Source organism: Bacteroides fragilis (genome assembly GCF_019583405.1).
Lineage (GTDB): Bacteria > Bacteroidota > Bacteroidia > Bacteroidales > Bacteroidaceae > Bacteroides > Bacteroides fragilis_B.
Genome location: NZ_SZUU01000003.1, coordinates 566682 through 581736, shown reverse-complemented (window position 1 = coordinate 581736; position 15055 = coordinate 566682). Strand labels below are relative to the sequence as shown.

Sequence of the window (15055 nt, the reverse complement as noted above, 5' to 3'; positions counted from 1 at the left end):
ATATACTATCTGTGTTCTGCGATTACGGTCGTATAGGCCGCCTTTACAGTATCAATAATGAAATTCAATTTTTCACTATCCAGTTGAGGATATATCGGCAATGATATCTCACCCTTAAAATTCTGATAAGCCTGTGGATAATCATTCATATCATATCCCATCGATTTGAAGAACGACAACATCGGCATCGGTATAAAATGTACATTCACAGCCACTTCACGTTTAGCGATCTCGTCAATCATCCGGTCACGTTGCTCTTCTGTAAAGTCTTTCACACGCAAAGCATAAATATGATAAGAGCTTTCCTTTTCTCCATCTACAGAAGGCGGAACGATGGCCCAGTCACAAGTCGAAAAAGCATCATTGTAAGTATTGAACACCCTTTTTCGCTCCTTCAGCAACTCCGGATATTCCCGTATTTGCGCCAGTCCGATGGCAGCATTCACATCGGCCATATTGATTTTCATTCCGAAACCGACAATATCATAACGCCATCCTCCGGCTTTAGATTTCGAAAAAGCATCCTTAGTCTGGCAGTTCAGGCTCATCATCCGGAGTTCTTTATACAGTTCTGCATTATCGAACGGCTTGGGCAAGTTCAAACAAATGGCTCCGCCTTCGGCAGTAGTCACGTTCTTCACGGCATGGAGTGAAAAGATAGCCACGTCAGTTTCGCAACCGGTACGCTGCCGGTTACTGTAACGTGCCCCCAAAGAATGTGCAGCATCATTCATCACCAAGATACGTCCTAATTTTTCTTGCACGGGAGATTCCGCACGGAACAATTTTATCATTTCAGATTCCTGTACCAGTGCCATGATCTTTTCATAATCGCAAGGAAAACCGGCAATGTCTACTGGGATAATTGCCTTTGTTTTAGCAGTAATAGCTTTACGAACAGCCTCTACCGAGATATTAAAATCCATTCCGGAATCCACCATCACCGGTTTAGCCCCGGCATGAAGCACGGCCAATGCCGTTGCGCTATAAGTATAAGCAGGAACAATTACTTCATCTCCCTCCTTCACTCCCAGCCAACGCAACATCATAATAGCTCCTGATGTCCAGGAATTGACACAAAGTACTTCCTTTGCTCCCGAGAAAGATTTTATTTCTTCCTCCAAAGCCTTCACTTTCGGACCGGATGTGATCCAACCGGAACGTAACGAATCAACGACTTCGTTGATGACCGCCTCGTCAATATAAGGTGGTGAAAATGGTATTTTCATGAGTTATATATTTTATAAGAAAAGTAAAATTAACGAACTGTTTTGTAGATTATATCAAGAACTGATTTAGGCATTAATTTAGCCATAGCATACAACAAAGCATAACAGTCTTCTTTCCATCCAAACCCCAACATTCTATTGACGCGACGACGTAAGGTATAAATAGATTTGGCATGTTTCCACCCCCGCCTTCTTTCAAAAAAGTTTAAATCTAATCTAAATTTGAATAAGTATTCGGGTACATTGTCAAATTTACATCCACTTTTAAAACCCTTAGCCCACATCATAGTATCTTCTCCAAAGTAGGTGTCTTCCGGATATAAACCAGCTTTCTCAAAATATGAACGCCGAAACATCACAGTAGGATGAATCATACAATCCCGCTTCTTAAATAGTTCCAAACATTCCTCATGGGTTATCGGCATTTTTTTTCGGAAGTATTCTTTTCCCTCATTATCAATTTCTATTGCCCAAGTACCAAGACAATCAACATCTGGATGTGAGTCCATAAATGCGATCTGCTTTGCAAAACGTTCCGGCATGGAAATATCATCAGCATCCATACGAGCAATATAAGTACAATCCTCCTTTTTCAAGACAACATCTAACAACTCATTTAATGAATAAGCCAACCCCAGATTCTTTTGTCTCGTATTTATACAGATTTGTTCTGTTAACAAATTAGTTACATAGGAAGCTACACCATTTTCTATAGGACCATCACAAATAATATATAAATAAAAAGAAGTATATGTCTGATTAAGCAAACTTTCTATCGCTTCTTGAACTTTCAATAAAGTGTCTTTCGCATACAAAGACATGATAACATATAACATGAATATAATTATATAATATCTTTTTTAAATCTGTTAAACTTAAGATCATAAATTGAATACACTACAATCATAAAAGATGGAATGATACCAACGATACAAGACAATATAGCATTAAGTATATCCCTCTTCCTAAAAGAAGTCTTTGAAATATTCTTTTGAGCAAAAGCGATAGCTGTACTATATTTTTTCTCTTTTAAATAATTATATATAATTTCTTTCCATTGTGCCTGATAAATATCAGCCTGCTCTTGAGTCCCCAATATTTCGATATCAGTGGCAAACGTTTGTAACAACTTCCTCTTCACCTCCAACAAAACATCAGTACGAGGTGTATTTCTTATTCCATCAGCACAAATTACTACATCTACATAAGGAAGAATTTCTATTTGATAGAATCTAAATAGACGAATCAAAAACTCCCAATCCTGATGCCGCTTAAAAGAAATATCAAACAACCCCACCTTATTTAATATCTCCCTTTTAATTATTAAAGTAGAACCAGCAGCATAATCAATTTGTGCTGACAACAACTCATAACATGAATTAAAGCAGCCCACGTTTCGACTTACTTTATATATCTTATTTTTATATTTCTTTACGTAATTACAACAAGTACCACCACAATCCGCACTTGAATTTTGTAGAAAATGTATGGCTTCCTTTATTCGATCTTTTAAGAAATAATCATCATCATCAAGAAAAGCAATATACTCTCCTACAGAATTTTGAATACCTGTATTACGAGCGGCAGAGCCATTCTGATTTGTTTTATGTTTTATATATTTAACTCTATAATCGTTAGCATACCTTTCCATATATTGGATTGTTTCCAATCGATATTTATCACCATCAGAATTGTCATCTACAACCACCACCTCTATATTAGTATAGCTTTGACCGAGTACACTGTCTATAGCTCGTCCCAACATATTGGGACGTTTATAAGTTGGAATAATGACACTAACTAATCCAGAAATCATATTAATCTTACAGCCGTCCATCAACAATTGCTCTGTCTAAGAAGCATTTGACATCAAAAACAACAGAAATATCATTGCCAAGTGCTTTTATATCAATTGTTTTAAACTCATTATGTCCAACCGCCAATATTATAGCATCGTATTTTTTTTCATTAACATTATCAATCATACGAATACCATACTCTTCATACACTTTTTCTGCATTTGCCCAAGGATCATAAACGGAAATATTCTTAGTATACTCTAACAAAGTTGAATATATATCAACAACTTTTGTGTTGCGTATATCAGGGCAATTCTCTTTGAAAGTAATACCAAGTAGTAATATATTAGAATCTTTCACCAATACTCCCTTTTTATTCATCAACTTGATTACTTGATTAGCAACATAATCGCCCATACCATCATTTAATCGCCGGGCTGAAGACATTATTCTTGGTAAAACCCCATACACTTGCGCTTTTTGTATCAAATAATATGGATCAACGCTAATACAATGTCCACCAACTAATCCTGGTCTCAATTTTATAAAATTCCATTTTGACGAAGCAGCCTCAATCACATCATTGGTATCAATATCCATTGCATTAAATATTTTCGCTAATTCATTCATAAATGCAATATTAACATCACGTTGAGAGTTCTCTATGATTTTAGATGCTTCAGCAACTCTGATAGAAGGAGCTTTGTGTGTTCCATTTATCAAAACAGAATTATATACTTTATCTACTATGTCAGCAATTTCTGGAGTAGATCCGGATGTCACCTTCTTTATTTTTTCAACAGTATGTTCTTTGTCACCTGGATTTATTCTTTCTGGTGAATAGCCAGCAAAAAAATCGAGATTAAATTTTAATCCAGATACACGTTCTACAACAGGTAAACATTCTTCTTCAGTAACCCCCGGATACACAGTCGATTCATAAACAACTATGTCGCCCTTTGAAATTACTTTTCCCACAGTTTCACTAGCTGATATCAACGGTGTTAAATCAGGGCGATTATTTCTATCGACCGGTGTTGGTACAGCTATTACATAAAAATTACAATCACGTATATCTTCCAAGTTAGAAGTGCATTTAAAACCACTATCTAAAGCTGATTGTAACAAAACATCAGCAACTTCTAAAGTAGTATCATGCCCCCCCATTAAAGATTCTACTCGTTTCTGATTCATATCAAAACCTATTGTTTGATATTTTGTTGAAAATAAGCGAGCCAAAGGCAGACCTACATATCCAAGGCCAATAACAGCAATCTTCATAATATGATATTTATTTAAATAAGTTGAAATTCATAGAATAAGGAACCAAATCATACAAATGTCCATTAAAACAAATGGTACGGACAAGGTATAATAACAGCACTAAATGAAGGCTGAAATACATACCAATACGCATATGGACATTCTTTATAGATGATATAACGGCTGGAACCAATATGATATACACAAAGAAGAAATAACTATTCATTCGGAGAGTCATTTGAATAAGCACTCCATTAGATTGAAGTAACACTACTAATAATGACAAAAAACAAAAAAGATTCATATTCTCCATTATAAGCTTACTTTTAAAAGAATTAAGCTTATTCCAAAAGATGATAAATAAGATTGAAATGCCCGCAAAAATATAAGTGAATGAGCTTATATGAGTTTCTCGATCTCTTGTCAAATACACAATATATGGAGTATAGGAAATAAGTTTATCTATAGCCAAGCTACCCGCAATAGTCAACAAAAACGCAAGTAATTTGCCTTTTATAGATATAGTCTTATTTAATATATAATATAAAGGAATAAAAACTAAAATCGATTCATGAAAGAAGAATCCTCCCAACAAAAGAGAAACGATATACTTAAATATTTTTTTTTGTTCAATATACTTTAATGAAACAATAAAAACAGCGATTGCTAAGTATTGCCTCATCCCATTAAAGGTTGCAATATAAAACGGAGAAATACAATAATAAATAAAAACTGAAATCCAAACACTGTAATTATATCGTTTAATAACATTATATACCAGTATTTGCATGACAACAGCCATTATAAAAAACATGAATTGATAGCTAGCCCCGATATATCGCAAAAAATCTAGAATCAAGTTAAATCCTAATTCTCGACTTCCATACCCCTCTTCAAGATTATATATTTTCACATAATTAATATAATCGACTCCTACATAATACCTAAACCCAGAGAAAATGGAAAAAAGAATAAATACACAAATTAGAAAAAAGCGATTTTTAGTAACACTTCCTAAAGAGCAAAAGACCAGTAAGAAAAAATATATAAGAAAATAAGGAAACATCGACCTTTACCGCAAACCTTTTATATAGTAATAAAACAAAAAAAGAGAAACTATACCTGACAAAATAAATGTAGCGCACAAACCATAAACAATTGCTATAACACCCCAATATTGATAAAATATAAGTGAGAAAATAATATATAAAAAGCAAAAAGCATAAGTATTATATCCATTCCACTTTGCTTTTCCAACAGCGAGTAATATATTCCCTAATGGATTCCGAAAAATATATGTAACAAATGTTGCAACCATAAACATCTTATACATATATACACAATCATTATATTGTGCCCCAAATAGATTCTCTACCACAAAATCCCCATATATAATCAATAATAAAAAGACTATAAATGAAATAGGAATTACCACTTTCAGATAGTTATAATAATATCGCTTTAAACAATTACTATCCATATAGTTCCTAGATAAATAGCTAAAATCAGAGATCATCAAAATTCCAGGTAGAGTTAAAAGATTAAAAGGTATTATAGTGGCAACCCTAAAACTTGCTATACTGTGTTCCGGTTCATTCAATATACCTAAAAGCAAAGGAGCAATAGAGAAAATAATCTGGTTAGCAATTGCACTAACACTTGTATGTATTCCATATCCCCAATATTCTTTTTTAGAAATCTCAATCGGGTTACTAAATTGTATATAAGAGATTTTTTTCCTAAACAAAAAGAAAGTCAATAACGGTGCTAATATAAGAGCAGTAATATAGCCATAGTTCTTAAAAAACAAAGTCAAGCAAACCGTCAGTAATAATAATATAACAGAATTGTACACGTTTATTTTAGAATAGGTTCTATTTAAATTTACAATTCGGAAATAACTACGCATTGTTTCTAAAATATAAAAGCTATACAATCCTAAACACATATAAACAATTAAAAGCCACTCATTCTTCATACCCTCAGGTAGAAAAAAAGAATAAACAACTATAATAGCAACAACAATTGAAGTATAGTTTATCCCAACCCTTTGAGTATAATAATAATACTGTTTTTTTTTCAAGAATGAATTCACAATTGAACCAAATCTTAACAACGAATAATTCCCTCCAAATCCTGCAATAACGATTGCTATGGCATATATAGACAATACGTAAGATAATATTCCGTAGTCTTCTTTAGTAAGTAATTGCACAACAATAATAGAAAGTAGTGCGGCACTTATCTTTACCAAAGCTGTAGAGAAAAAGACAGAAAAACCTCCTCTCTTGATAAAACCTGAAATAAAATCTGAATTAATTCTTTTCATTCAAAAAATCCAATTTATAAAAGGGGCTCTCAGAACAATATAACTGATCAGAATAAAGATTCTGTGCCATTTTTATATACTTAGAATTTATATTTGACATTGCATAATACATCTCTGCATACCAAGCTCTTTGTAAATCACTAGATTGGATGTAATTCAACAGAGATTTATTATTTTCAACAAAGTCAATAGCTCGTTCTAATTTATCCCCTATTTCATTATAGTTTAAAATACTTGTAGTTAGTATCTCTGTTTCCCTATTTTTTTTGTAGAGATTCAGCAATCGAGCAAAATCAACAATGTTGACTAACTGATAATCTATATGCCTATTTAAAACAGATAAATCCCTGGAAATAAAACCATTATTAAAAAAGACAGTAGGAAATACAAGTTTAAAAATTATAGGATGAACAATTTTTTCATATACGCAATCAATCAAAAAAGAATTATGTTGTTCTTTCAAAAATAAATTCAAGCAATAATTATCCATTGCCTGCAATTTATTCATCATTTTTCCTTTATTAGTTAATTCCAAAAGTTGATTTATGGAAATAAGACCTTTGTTTATCCAATAGTCTAAATCAAAGTTAAGAAGATGTTCTTTCCTATAGAATTTTAGTAATAGAAGTGTATTCAAAGAATCAATATGAGTATTCAAGGTTAAAGTATTCCTCCAACTCTTACCTGCCACTTTTGATCTAATATGTGAAAAGGGGGTTTTTCCACCATACTCACTTGAATCATGGCAAAACCAAATACCTTCTTTCCATTCAAAAAAATATTTAAATTGTTCATTTGCTATGATTCTGATATTTTTATCTGTATCAAATCCATCTTCACAAGCATACAACAGCGTTCTCAATGCAGAATTTGTCGAACGAAATTGTATATCATAATCTCCTGTAAAGCTACGATGCAATAGTTTTCCATTACCCCAAGTTATACGTCTATCAATGGCTTCTATTATTCTTAATTTATAATCAGAAAGAGATTCTTTTTGAGATTTCTCTATCTCACATAATGCATAAAACATACTTTCCCCACTCATCTCAAAACACCAATCGGATCCTAAACTTCTTGTAATTAGAAACTTTCCATCTAAAGTAAAAATCTGTTTAAATTCTTCGGGAAAACAGATATCACCTATAAGTGACAAACACATTCTTTTCATTTCAGCTGAGTATAAATAGTGTCCCTCAATTCATTTTGTCGTTCCTCAGTAATTATTTCACCTCTAGTAATTAAATCAATAAATTTCTCATTAGGAGCATAAAGAATTTTACGCTGCTCGCATTTATCAATATATTCACTAATAGTGGAAACAACTCTTGCAGGATTTCCTGCTACAACAGAATTAGAAGCTATGTCTTTAGTGACAACACTTCCTGAGCCTATTATCACATCATCACCTACTACAACTCCTGGTAAAATAATACTATTAGCTCCTAAAAAAACACGATTCCCTATTTTAGTCCTTTGTACTCGATACTTACCTGTATGCCAAAGAGTACTAGCATCATGTGCCAATATAATAGATCCTGGTGCAGAAATAAAATCATCACCTATTTCCACTAGTTCTGGAAATAATGTATCAATTAAAGAGTTACTGTAAAAACGTTGGCCATGCTTAAATCTCACTCTATGAGGATAAATTAAATGATAGACCTTCTTAAAAACTTTCTTTATTATCATATCTTTTCATGTACAAATCCAGCCAATCGTGAATTACATTATTCCATCTAAACTTGTCTATTATTATATCTGAATTCTTACAAGTGAGCTTTTTATAAGGAACAAATTTGTTCAAAACATCATGTAATTCATTTGATATTAATTCCAAACAATCTATTTTCCTATAAAAAACGCCCCACTGATCTAAACAATCATAAGGTAACCACGAACCTGTTATAACTATATTCTGCGCACTTAAATGTTCTAACATCGATCCAGAAAGCATATCTGTAGGTTGTAGCTGAATAAAAATATCAGATGCAACTCTTAAATGTGCAATATCTTCATCAGACAAAAATTGTTCAATTACATTATAATGAAACTTCGAATTAAGAACTGTTTTTTTTATTATACCAATATATTCGGCATCTTTGGGATAGGTTACAGGTAAAAGAAATTCTACCTTATCATGAAAGGGAGACAGCAAAGGAGATCGTTCTATATTCTCTATAATATCAATATGATGTTGTAACCTACTAGCATTATATCCAATAGTTATTACTATTTTGTCTGCACATAATCCTATTTTAGATTTACTAATTCTTGCATTTGCACCACTCCTTAAAATCGAAATCAAACTTTCTAAAGGTTCCAACCCAAAACGACATAAAACGATCTTGGAAAGAAAAGAACTCTTTTGATAACAAGCTTTAAATTCTTCTATAACTTTATCCGATGCAATAGTTATATGATCTGCTCTATTAAATAGCACAGTCATATTTTTTTTCCTATCTTCCGATGCACGTAAAAAATCACTTCCCCATATTGAAACAATTAACTTTCCACGGATATATTTCGAAAAGAACCTAATATCTCGTACTATTATATTCTCAACATAATGAATATGAACTACATCATAAAAATCAAGTCTTTTAATATATTTACGAAACAATATATGTTGATAAAGAACTTTTAAGAAACGATTTTTTTGAAAAAAAGACGGTACTATTAAAGCATAAATATTATTATAAAATTTATCAGAAGGAAAAAAGAGATCTGAACTATCTTGAGAAAGAATATCAATTTCTAAATCTGAATTAAGATAAACTTTTTTTAGAGTCTTCACATAATTGTATATAAACTGATGACTTCGATTTCCAATTATTAGAACCTTCATGCCTATAATAATTGACTATTTATTAATAATTGAGAAATACTCATTCCAATTACCTACATCAATCCAAGATTTTTCACTAACAGGAAAAACCCCTATTCTTCTATTTTCTTTTCTTAGTTTATCTATTAGAGAAGTTATATGATAAAATTGTCCTTCTGGAATCTCATCCAATAAGTTGGGTTCAAGAATATACAGTCCCGTATTTATCTTAAAAGTCAAGTCAGGCTTTTCTACGATTGAATCTAACAGACCATTTTCCTTAGTATAAAGAACGCCATAAGCTATTGGATAATTTTTAAGAGCCGCAACAACAGTCAATTCATTTTTATTTTCTTTGTGATACTTCAGTATCTGACTGTAATCTTCATTAATTATAATATCACAATTGGACACAAAAAAGGTAGTGTGTATTTTATCTCTCATTAATGTTAAGCTACCAGCAGTTCCCAAGGGCACATTCTCTTGAAAATAGTTTATTCGATATGACGAATCTTTGAGAGTAGAAAAATAATGTTTGATAACATCTGCTTTATAATTTACAGAAACATAAAAGTTATTACTTCCACATTTAACAAAACGATCCATAATATCCTCCATAAAAGTTTTCTCTCCAATAGGGATTAATGGCTTAGGAATAATATTTGTTAACGGTTTTAAACGTGTTCCCTGCCCACCTGCCATAATAACAATAGGTAAATCAAATTTCTCAGTAGAAAAAGGCGCTTCGTTTTGAAAGAGTTCTTCCCACATAATAATGCGAACCATATTCCCAGAATAATCTATAACAGGACAAAACTCCATTCGATATTTCAACATCAGCTCTTTTATTTCTTTCTCTGACTGATCAATATGAGCTATAGTTATATTCTTCCTAATTATGTGAGATACAGCAACGTCTAAAGGTATATTAGAAATAATAGCTCTCTGAATATCCCCGATACTTAACAAGCCTTTAAACTTACTTTTACTATAGACAACTAATAACTTTTTATTAATTGAATCCATTTGTTTTAAAGCCGATAAAATAGAGTCCTGCTCGTCTATAATCAAATATTTACAATCCATCGTGTGTTTTTATTTTCAAGATTGCGGGATTACCCGAATAAATTCCCTTTTCCAGAATATCCTTACGTACTACCGAACCCGCACCGATGATACAACCGGAAATGATGGATGTACCATTCACCATTACCGACTGGCTGCCCAAAAAAGAACATTCGCCCACCTTGCAATCTCCATTAACCATAGTACCGGTTGATATATGACAATTGTCACCGATCAGGGCATCATGCTCCACATTTACAAAAGTATTGATGATACAACCACTGCCAATCCGTGCACCGGCATTCACAAAGGCATGATGCATGACCACAGTACCCGCACCGATCTGAGCATGTCTGGAAACATAAGCGGTGGAAGCAATCAGGGTACCAAAATGTCCGCCGGAAGTTCGTATTTTATCATGAATCTTCAATCGTAGAGAAGATTCCTTTATAAATCCGACAGTAACAATAAAATCAGCCTGATCCACAAATAAGGGGATATCATCATCAGTACCGAGAACAGGATAGCCTAAGATGGAATGGCCGACATTTTCCGGAAGATCCAATATACCCAGGATGGAATGCCCCATACTCTCAGCGACATCAATCACCGACTTGCAATGTCCGCCGCCACCGACTAAAATTAAAGGCTTCATACTCCCAAACGAACACTACTTGGTATATTCACAACTCTTTCTTCCAACCACACAGTATTCTCCAAACCATCCGTCTCGCATCCCCGAAACATCTCAAGTCTGTTCATCAATTCCCAAACGGGGCGGGTCATTACACCATGGTCATTCGTATATTCAAGGAAAGACTGTTGGGCCCGGCGGTCTTTCAGAAGTACAGCGTTCAACCAATAGTTAGAACGGCTGTTCGCAGGCTCAACAACAAACTCAACATCAGGAATACGAGAGAAAAACTCACGGTACCGTTCCGCTGTCTCACGTTTATTGACAACATACCTGTCAAGATTCTCCATTTGGGCACAACCCAATGCGGCATTGATATTAGGCATACGGTAATTGTAACCGATATGGTCATGAACAAATGCCCAACGGTGCGGAACTTTGGCCTGGGTCGTCAAATGTTTGGCAAACTTGCCCAGCTCTTCGTCCTGGAAAAGCAACATACCCCCACCACCGGTGGTGATCGTTTTATTACCATTAAAACTGATGGCTCCCACTCTTCCGAAAGTACCCGTATGACGGCCTTTATAGAAACTGCCGATACTTTCGGCCGCATCCTCGACAAGTTCTATATGATATTCGTTGCACACTGCCGACAATTCGTCAATCTTCATAGGATGCCCGAACGTATGCATAGGAACACAAGCCTTGATACGGCGTCCCGTCTTCTTATTATAACACTGCCCATTCCTTACTTCCGCATGCGTAGACAACCACCTTTTTACAGCAAGAGGAGAAAGACCCAAAGTATCTCTATCCACATCAAGAAATACAGGATGTGCGCCAATATAACTGATGGCGTTACAGGTAGCGATAAAAGTAAGAGCCTGAGTTAAAACTTCATCATCACGCTCAACACCGACAAGAAGCATACCCATGTGTAATGCATTAGTACCACTTACACAGACAACAGCTCTTTTTGAACCCGTATAGCAAGCAACCTGCTCCTCAAAGCGATCAACAAATTTGCCCACACTCGAGACAAAAGTAGTATCAATGCATTCTGCAAGGTATTTTTTTTCGTTACCGATAAATAAAGGAGCGTGCAACGGAACAAATTCATCCGTACCAAACAAGTTATGGATGAAAGTAGTTATATTATTATACATACTTGTAAACATTACATTTTCTGATCCAGATTCTTTCCTTTCTCCACGTGTTCAAAATTGGGAAGGAATCTTTTAAGTGCAGTCACGATATCAGACTTATGGCAATCCGGAAGGGCAAAGAGGGACTCCAGCTCATCAAAGAAGGAATCCAATTCAGACAAAGGACGTTTACTGACATCCTCAATCACACCCAAAGAAGAAAAACGTTCTAAATTTAACTTTTCACCGGGCACATAGAATTCTTCGTAGTCCTTTTCACCCGTAGTATCACTTTTAAAATAAACAACAGGGTATATCTTACTGTCATCCGCCATTTCGGCAGCATATCTTCTGGCTTCTTCATCTGTAGCACACTCTTTCTTTTCATAGCCCAGAGTACGGAGGAAACGGTCACAGATAGAAGAAAAAGTGATCATCTTTTCCTCACCCAGCTTTGGAAAGAAAATCTCTCCGTTATTTCCAAGAACACAGGCAAGCATACAGATCTGGCCGCTTTCCTCAGGCGAAACGAAATAGCGTTTCACGTCATTGGGGGCAGCCAGAGGCTGTTTCTTCATGATACGGTCAATAAAACCGGCCAATAGGGAGCCATTGGAAAAGGCGACGTTGGCAAAACGGGCAGTAGTGACCTTAAATTTAGATGAATATGCCATTATCATATCTTCCATGATACGCTTGCTGGCACCCATTATATTCACAGGATTGGCTGCTTTATCCGTAGAAACACAAAAGAAATGACGGGGAGGAAATTCCGATAATAGATCAAGCAGTTTCTTGGCTTTTATTACATTATTTTCAATCAGAGCCTGTACCGAATATTCATCTTTCTCACTCCGTACATGCTTGTGTGCCGAAAAATTGGCTACAATATCAAAACCCTGCTCCTTACGGAACATCCGCTCGAAGATGGGATCTGCAAAGTTCAAGGTATAAGTACGATACTCTTCCGGAATATGCAGCCCATAAGTGGAACGCAAATCACGGGTAAGTTCGGCCAATCCATTCTCGTTTAAATCGATCACAACAAGTTTAGAAGGCTTAAAAGGAAGAATGGCTTTTATATAGGAAGAACCGATAGAACCGGCACCGCCAATTACCAATAAACTTTTACCTTCAACCTCCTGGCGAAGACGATCACTGTTTGCTGCAATATCGGGAGCAAACATGCTGGAACGACGAAAAGTGATATTATCGCCAATAAAATTATCTACATTAAGCATATTTTATATTATTCATCAAAAATGCATATAATCAGTCTTCTATCTCGCTACATGGATAGCTATTCTCTTCCATTGTCTGCAATGTTTCCATCACTTCCAATTCTTCTTCTGAGAGCGCCCTGCTTTTCCAGCCATCCATTATTTGATGTGCTTCTTGTGCCAAATCTTCCTCGAATACCTCGCCATAGCAATATGTCAACAATTGACATTTTAATAGAGAAGCGGGAAGATGATCTAACACAGCAAAAGAGCGATCTAAAATGCTTTGTATCTTAGATTCTTTGTCGCCATCATTGTAAATGGTAGCATTATAACCCATTAACAGGGATAGACAAATCGCTGCTTCTTCCTCAAAAGTGGTACCTTTCATAGAGAAAAGGGCTTCGGACAAGCGAAAAACTTCGGTGTTCAGTTGACGGAAATGATCGGTATAGATGGGAGAGCCATCCGTACCAAGATAAAGCAACTCACGGGCAATGTGTTGCAGATTTTGGACTTGATTCATATAATTTTGAAATTACGAATTACGCTGAAAGAATACGAAGATAACTTTTAGGTACTTTGACGCTGGCAGACAGAACCCCATGAATGCGGATCACCACATAGGTGCGATTGGCAAGGCTGGATAACTCACCTTCGATACCACAAAACTCTCCTTTGACAACCTGTACTTTTGTACCCACGGTAAGAGGAAGGTCGTCAAAAGTTACATTTTCCGGAGCTAAATCCATCACAAACTTAAAGTCCTCCATCTGCTTGTTGGGGACGATGAGCAAAGTATGGGTATAAAGATCCTTCATATAAAATAAAGGAACGTGATCATCCTTCGTGATGGACCAGGCACGCTCTTTGGTAGTCCGGACAAAAATAAGATTCTTGATAACAGGAACTTCTACCCTACGACGACGATATTTCAGTTGGCGAATGACAAATTGTGTAGGAAGAAAGTATTCTATTCCAAGCTTTTCTAAAGCATTACGAATAGCAAACTCCTGATCCTTCTTTGTCCGAGCGGCAAACCAATACTCCTGTTGTTCAGACATTTATTGTTGGAAATTAAAACTCGATAGGTTACTTTCGGGTGCGCTACGCGGTTTGGACGAGACATCTTTTCTCATTCAAACCGTAAGTATTTCCGATAATATTTATAGTGGTAAAACGGACGAAATTGTTTCAAAAAACGTTCGTTTATAAACACAAAGGTAAGGCACATTTTTATAACAACAAAATATTTTTATAAATAAATTGCTTTTTTCTCTTTTTTACTAAAACACACTACTGATAATGAAAGAGTTATGAATAAAAAATAGTGTTTTTATCTATATTTTTTTTCATAAGAACGGGATTTTTCAAAAAGGTTAAAAAAAGGTGTTTCAAATGACGAACGTTTTTTGAAACAATTTCCCCCTATTTTTTCTATAAATTCTACATAACGTATATGTTTGTAGCCCAATAATAGGTATCCCACCCTCCTATCACTTACACACAAGATTTTCTCCTCCTACGCGCGCGTAAGCACATCT

General features: G+C 34.9%; 15 protein-coding genes. All 15 read right to left on the bottom strand.

Translation table 11 applies throughout. The annotated features are described in order from the left end of the window. Nucleotides 1-5: 5 nt before the first annotated feature. From FDF36_RS09710 to upaY, 15 genes are read right to left on the bottom strand one after another with little or no spacing between them, the layout of a single operon-like run. Nucleotides 6-1229, bottom strand: coding sequence for a DegT/DnrJ/EryC1/StrS family aminotransferase (locus FDF36_RS09710; protein WP_220391204.1), 1224 nt, complete (start codon nt 1227-1229; stop codon nt 6-8). A gap of 29 nt (nt 1230-1258) precedes the next feature. Continuing rightward, nucleotides 1259-2065 carry a glycosyltransferase gene (locus FDF36_RS09705; RefSeq protein WP_220391203.1) on the bottom strand — a complete coding sequence of 269 codons (807 nt, stop codon included), beginning with the start codon at nt 2063-2065 and terminating at the stop codon, nt 1259-1261. A gap of 8 nt (nt 2066-2073) precedes the next feature. Next, nucleotides 2074-3045 (bottom strand): glycosyltransferase family 2 protein, encoded by a 972-nt coding sequence (locus FDF36_RS09700; RefSeq protein WP_032541495.1) that lies wholly within the window; start codon nt 3043-3045, stop codon nt 2074-2076. A gap of 7 nt (nt 3046-3052) precedes the next feature. Continuing rightward, the gene (locus FDF36_RS09695; RefSeq protein WP_032543284.1) at nt 3053-4309 is read right to left on the bottom strand and encodes a nucleotide sugar dehydrogenase; all 1257 of its coding nucleotides are present in this window, start codon (nt 4307-4309) and stop codon (nt 3053-3055) included. A gap of 10 nt (nt 4310-4319) precedes the next feature. Beyond that, the gene (locus tag FDF36_RS09690; RefSeq protein WP_220391202.1) at nt 4320-5357 is read right to left on the bottom strand and encodes an EpsG family protein; all 1038 of its coding nucleotides are present in this window, start codon (nt 5355-5357) and stop codon (nt 4320-4322) included. A 6-nt stretch (nt 5358-5363) separates the two neighbouring features. After that, on the bottom strand, nt 5364-6620 hold the full coding sequence (locus FDF36_RS09685; RefSeq protein ID WP_022011137.1) for a lipopolysaccharide biosynthesis protein: 1257 nt from the start codon (nt 6618-6620) through the stop codon (nt 5364-5366). Beyond that, nucleotides 6607-7791 carry a hypothetical protein gene (locus FDF36_RS09680; RefSeq protein ID WP_005776102.1) on the bottom strand — a complete coding sequence of 395 codons (1185 nt, stop codon included), beginning with the start codon at nt 7789-7791 and terminating at the stop codon, nt 6607-6609. Before FDF36_RS09680 ends, FDF36_RS09685 begins: the two co-directional genes overlap by 14 nt. After that, nucleotides 7788-8312: an acyltransferase gene (locus tag FDF36_RS09675; protein WP_220391201.1), complete on the bottom strand. Its 525-nt coding sequence runs from the start codon at nt 8310-8312 to the stop codon at nt 7788-7790. Before FDF36_RS09675 ends, FDF36_RS09680 begins: the two co-directional genes overlap by 4 nt. Beyond that, nucleotides 8290-9468, bottom strand: a complete 1179-nt coding sequence (locus FDF36_RS09670) for a glycosyltransferase (RefSeq protein ID WP_022011135.1) — start codon at nt 9466-9468, stop codon at nt 8290-8292. Before FDF36_RS09670 ends, FDF36_RS09675 begins: the two co-directional genes overlap by 23 nt. 15 nt (nt 9469-9483) lie before the next feature. After that, on the bottom strand, nt 9484-10533 hold the full coding sequence (locus tag FDF36_RS09665) for a nucleotidyltransferase family protein (protein WP_137569043.1): 1050 nt from the start codon (nt 10531-10533) through the stop codon (nt 9484-9486). Next, on the bottom strand, nt 10523-11167 hold the full coding sequence (locus FDF36_RS09660) for an acetyltransferase (protein ID WP_220391200.1): 645 nt from the start codon (nt 11165-11167) through the stop codon (nt 10523-10525). Before FDF36_RS09660 ends, FDF36_RS09665 begins: the two co-directional genes overlap by 11 nt. Beyond that, nucleotides 11164-12312, bottom strand: a complete 1149-nt coding sequence (locus tag FDF36_RS09655; RefSeq protein ID WP_220389922.1) for a LegC family aminotransferase — start codon at nt 12310-12312, stop codon at nt 11164-11166. Before FDF36_RS09655 ends, FDF36_RS09660 begins: the two co-directional genes overlap by 4 nt. Nucleotides 12313-12323: 11 nt before the next feature. Further along, nucleotides 12324-13532 (bottom strand): UDP-N-acetylglucosamine 4,6-dehydratase, encoded by a 1209-nt coding sequence (locus FDF36_RS09650; RefSeq protein WP_220391199.1) that lies wholly within the window; start codon nt 13530-13532, stop codon nt 12324-12326. A 31-nt stretch (nt 13533-13563) separates the two neighbouring features. Continuing rightward, on the bottom strand, nt 13564-14037 hold the full coding sequence (locus FDF36_RS09645) for a UpxZ family transcription anti-terminator antagonist (protein WP_005776090.1): 474 nt from the start codon (nt 14035-14037) through the stop codon (nt 13564-13566). Nucleotides 14038-14056: 19 nt separating this feature from the next. Further along, a complete protein-coding gene (gene upaY, locus FDF36_RS09640) occupies nt 14057-14575 on the bottom strand; it encodes a capsular polysaccharide transcription antiterminator UpaY (RefSeq protein WP_005776089.1) in 519 nt (172 codons plus the stop codon). Nucleotides 14576-15055 lie beyond the last annotated feature (480 nt).